The organism is Thermoplasmata archaeon, from assembly GCA_036395115.1.
Lineage (GTDB): Archaea > Thermoplasmatota > Thermoplasmata > RBG-16-68-12 > RBG-16-68-12 > RBG-16-68-12.
Genome location: DASWDU010000040.1, coordinates 1 through 3,640 on the forward strand (window position 1 = coordinate 1; position 3,640 = coordinate 3,640).

The window sequence follows — 3,640 nt, forward strand, 5'->3', positions numbered from 1 at the left end:
CGCGAACCAGGCCGGCATCGCGGAGGGCGCGCGGCTCCTCCGGAGCCACGTCCCGCGGACGCTCCGCTCCCTCGCCGACGAGGGGCTGATCGACTCGCGGGAGACGCGCCTGCGGGGACAGACCCGCAAGATTCGCGTGTACGTCCTCACGGAAGCGGGCGTCCGTCGCGCGCGGCAAATCTTGACGGACGTCGACGGGACGCGCGTCGAGGTCGACGGCCGCGCGACGACGCTCGGCGACGCGCGGAAGGCGTTCGGTCTGACGCCGCTCGCAGCGCTCGGCACGATCGACGCACGCGGTCGCCTGACCCCGAGCGTGACGGAGCTGGAACGCCCATCGCTGCTCGGCCGGGACGATGACATCGCATCCCTCCGCCGCTGGCTCGCCGGAGGCGCGCCCATGGCGGTCGTCTACGGATCCCGCGGGATGGGAAAGACGGCCCTCGGATGGGCGTTCGCCGAGGCCATGCCGAAATCCCTATGGGTCGTAATCGAGGACGGCGATCGCCTCGAGGATTTCGCGGAATCGCTCGAGTCGGCCACGGGGATCCGCGCGGACGCGCCTCACGATCCGGGGGACGTCGCGCGGGCTCTCCGCCGACCGTTCGCCGCCGGGACGAAGCTGCTGATCGTCGACGGCTACGGCGACGTCGCCGAGCCAATCGTCGAGGCGTTCGCCGCATTCCTGGGCGAGGCCGCCGGGACGCGGGGCGAAAGTCCTGCTGCTCGCGCAGGAGTCCACGCCCGCCTATTGCCGATTCTACTCGAAGAAGGACACCGACACAGGGACCGTCATGGAGCGCCACCTTCGTGGCCTCGGCGTCGACGACTGCCGCGCGATGCTCGGCAATCCCGCGATCGACGAAGAGGCGTTGCGCCGCGTCTTCCTCCTGACGAGAGGGTGTCCCTTGTTCTTGCGCGCGGTCCGCGAAGGCGACGAGGCGACGTTGCGGACGAACAGCCGCTTTACGAAGGCGGAAATCGGCCTGCTCCTCTACTCCGGCGGATCCGCGGCCGGAAGCGGCCCGAGCTGATCGATCGAGTCCATCATGCGGTCCGCATAGCCTTTCGTCCCCGCTTTCTTGCGGAGCGCGAACAGGATCTGGATCATCTCGCCCTCGTCCCCGCGCACCGCGACCGCTTGTGCGGTGCACTCGACCGGCATTCCGTCGTGGGCGCGGAGCCGGAGGTCTTTCGGCGCCAAGGCGGGGCCGCCTCGTTCCCGGGTCCACGCGACGCTCGCCTCCGCGTCGGAGATGTCGAAGACATCGTGCATTCGACGACCGCGGACTTCGGACGATTGCCAACCGAGGAGCGCCTCCGCACCGCCGTCGAGGTAAAGGATACGCTGGTCTCGGTCCACCGCGACGAGGCCGTCCGCGAGGGCGGACACGAGCGCGTCGAGCCGCCGTCGTTCGAGGTCGAGTTGGACGGCGAGCTTCGCCCCGTCGAGCGCGATCGCGACCTGGGCGGCGACCCCTTGGACGATGTTGATCTCCTTCGAGGTGAAGAGGTGCGGACTGCGCGTGTCGTCGAGCCAGAGGATCCCGAGGAATCGGCCACGCGCCGCGAGCGGCACCACGAGCGCGGACCGAAGGCCGAGCCGCTTCTGTAGGAGCGGGGGCAACGCCGTCTCCCGGGAGGGTGCCTTCAGGAGCGCGGGGAGCCGAAGCGAAATGAGTCGCTGCGCGAGCCGCGGGACCTCCGCTTCCGCGATCGTCAGCCCGTCGAAGGCGGTCGTGTGCCCGCCGGGCACGAACGACGAGATCGTCCGGAACTCCCGGACGGACGGATCGTAGCTCAGGATCGCGCAGCGGTCCACGCGGACGAGGCCGGGCATCACGCGCACGATCGAGGCGAGCAGTTCGTCCGTGTCCGTGAGCCCGCCGACCATCTCCGCGACGCCGATCAGCGCGGCGAGGATCTGCGTCTCGCCAATTTCCTCCGGGTCCGACACATCCTGCCCATGCGGGCGGACGCGATAAGAACGTTTGCGGGTGGTTATCACTGGGGGGGCGCGCCGCGTAAACCGTATAGAGCGAGGCCACCTACCCGGCCTCGTGGCCTCGACCCGCACGCTCCTCGGCGTCCTCGGACTCGCGTTCGCGGTCGTCGGTATCGTCGTCGCGTGGATCGTCGACCGCCTCGCCGGCATGGCGTTCCTCATCGTCGGGGCCTTTCTCCTCATCCTCCCGTTCACCCGGCCGCGCGACGAGTGAATGAACGCTTAATAGGCAGGTCGACGTCCGTGCCCCCGTGTACCGCGTCTTCCAGATTCCGGTGGCCCACGCGCCGAAGGCGGACGCCCTGTGGAAGGACGACCTCGTGAGCCGCCAGAGCGTCACGGCGCGGGACGCGAAGAGCCTCGGGTTGCCTGGCGACGACCGCTACGTGATCGTGGAAGGGAGCGACGCGGGCATCGCGCGGGCGATCGATCTGCTGAAGGACGTCGCGCGGCCGCTCGGAGGCGCGGAAGCGGAGCGCGTCTACGCACGATTCCGGGCCCAGGACGAGGACGCGGCCACCGGGATGGGGCTCCTGTTCGGGCCGTGAGCTCAGACGGCCACGCGGCTCTCGACGGTCGGGAGCGCCGCGCCCCGCGGGAGCGGGTCGAGTTCCCGCTCGAGCCATGCGATCATCCGGGCGCTCACGGTCCGAGGATCCGCGAAGACGAGCAGGATGCCGCTCCGCATCGCGGCCTCCTCGTGGAGGTCATCGACGAACCGGAGTGCCCGCTCGAGTCCCGCGTGGAGGATCAGCGATTCGAGGCAGTCGAGGACGAGGATCCCGGGGCCTCGCTCGTCGAAGAACGTCGTCGCCGCGGTCTTCAGGTCTTGGAGTCGCCGAGGGTCCGCGGTCGCAATCCCGCCCCGCAACGTCGTGACGCGCAGGAGGTCCCCGCCTTCAGGCGCGGTGTCCACGGACCGAGAGGTGATCCAGAGAAACGGTGTGTGGGCGGCGGCGAGGGAGCGGACGAACGGCACGGCGATCTCCCCGGGGTCGTGGGCAAGATAGCCCAGGCCCGGCCTCAACGGCGGCCCGATGGACTCCCCCCTGATTGCACTTGCAAAAGGGCCATCTCAAATGGAACCGCGGCGATTTAAAGCCCGCGGTCAGTTTCGACGGACCGGCCCGACGCCCGCGACGCGCTCAGAGAGTCTTGATCTTGTCCGCGACGAACGCGCGGATGTCCGGGTCGTCCGGGATCGTGAGCGAGCGCTTGAACCGCTCCGTTTTGTCCGGAAGATAGTACCCGCGGGACACGGAAATGAACTCGTTCGTGCCCTCCGAGGTCTTCGCCCGCTTCCGCGCAATCTCGAGGAAATTGTTGCGCCCGAAGTTGACCTTCTCGGCCCGGATGGTCTCGAACTGCACGTCCACGTTGCGCCGGCCTCTCTCTTCGTCGTCCATTGCGACTCCTCCGATCTCGAGGGAACCCCCCGCCGCGCGCGGAGGGCCGCGGAACCGACGTATCCGATATAAAGATTCGTGGCCCTCAGTTCTGTAACAAGTCGGGTGTTGAACGACGGTAACCACCGCAACGCCATTTCTCATTCCTCCCGAGTTCGGATTTTCACATTCGGGCATCTCCCCCAGCTACCTTGACGCCGTCCTCCTCTCTAGCGGAGGAACGTGCTCG

8 protein-coding genes are annotated in these 3,640 nt (G+C 68.5%); 3 read left to right on the top strand and 5 right to left on the bottom strand.

Annotated features, from left to right (window positions below):
• Both VF992_10080 and VF992_10085 read right to left on the bottom strand, forming a co-directional pair.
• On the bottom strand, window positions 1-363 hold a 363-nt coding region (locus tag VF992_10080), incomplete at its 3' end, for a hypothetical protein (protein HEX9341494.1).
• Window positions 364-478: 115 nt separating this feature from the next.
• A complete protein-coding gene (locus VF992_10085; GenBank protein HEX9341495.1) occupies window positions 479-742 on the bottom strand; it encodes a hypothetical protein in 264 nt (87 codons plus the stop codon).
• Window positions 743-794: 52 nt separating this feature from the next.
• Between VF992_10085 and VF992_10090 the strand changes: the two genes are divergently transcribed.
• On the top strand, window positions 795-1,034 hold the full coding sequence (locus VF992_10090; GenBank protein ID HEX9341496.1) for a hypothetical protein: 240 nt from the start codon (window positions 795-797) through the stop codon (window positions 1,032-1,034).
• On the opposite strand, the gene VF992_10095 is transcribed toward VF992_10090, so the two are convergent.
• The gene (locus VF992_10095; GenBank protein ID HEX9341497.1) at window positions 995-1,957 is read right to left on the bottom strand and encodes a GAF domain-containing protein; all 963 of its coding nucleotides are present in this window, start codon (window positions 1,955-1,957) and stop codon (window positions 995-997) included. The two genes, VF992_10090 and VF992_10095, sit on opposite strands and share 40 nt — an antisense overlap.
• A 103-nt stretch (window positions 1,958-2,060) precedes the next feature.
• On the opposite strand from VF992_10095, the gene VF992_10100 reads away from it, so the two are divergent.
• A complete protein-coding gene (locus tag VF992_10100; protein ID HEX9341498.1) occupies window positions 2,061-2,219 on the top strand; it encodes a hypothetical protein in 159 nt (52 codons plus the stop codon).
• Window positions 2,220-2,256: 37 nt separating this feature from the next.
• Window positions 2,257-2,553 carry a hypothetical protein gene (locus VF992_10105; GenBank protein ID HEX9341499.1) on the top strand — a complete coding sequence of 99 codons (297 nt, stop codon included), beginning with the start codon at window positions 2,257-2,259 and terminating at the stop codon, window positions 2,551-2,553.
• Between the two features lie 2 nt (window positions 2,554-2,555).
• Here VF992_10105 and VF992_10110 read toward each other — a convergent pair whose 3' ends face one another.
• Both VF992_10110 and VF992_10115 read right to left on the bottom strand, forming a co-directional pair.
• Window positions 2,556-3,032, bottom strand: coding sequence for a DUF835 domain-containing protein (locus tag VF992_10110; GenBank protein HEX9341500.1), 477 nt, complete (start codon window positions 3,030-3,032; stop codon window positions 2,556-2,558).
• Window positions 3,033-3,150: 118 nt separating this feature from the next.
• Window positions 3,151-3,411 carry a hypothetical protein gene (locus tag VF992_10115; GenBank protein ID HEX9341501.1) on the bottom strand — a complete coding sequence of 87 codons (261 nt, stop codon included), beginning with the start codon at window positions 3,409-3,411 and terminating at the stop codon, window positions 3,151-3,153.
• Between the last annotated feature and the right edge of the window lie 229 nt (window positions 3,412-3,640).

Bases quoted from the DNA above. Each gene is read 5' to 3' on its own strand.
- VF992_10090 (HEX9341496.1), top strand. From the start codon at position 795: ATGGAGCGCCACCTTCGTGGCCTCGGCGTCGACGACTGCCGCGCGATG.
- VF992_10115 (HEX9341501.1), bottom strand. From the start codon at position 3,411: ATGGACGACGAAGAGAGAGGCCGGCGCAACGTGGACGTGCAGTTCGAG.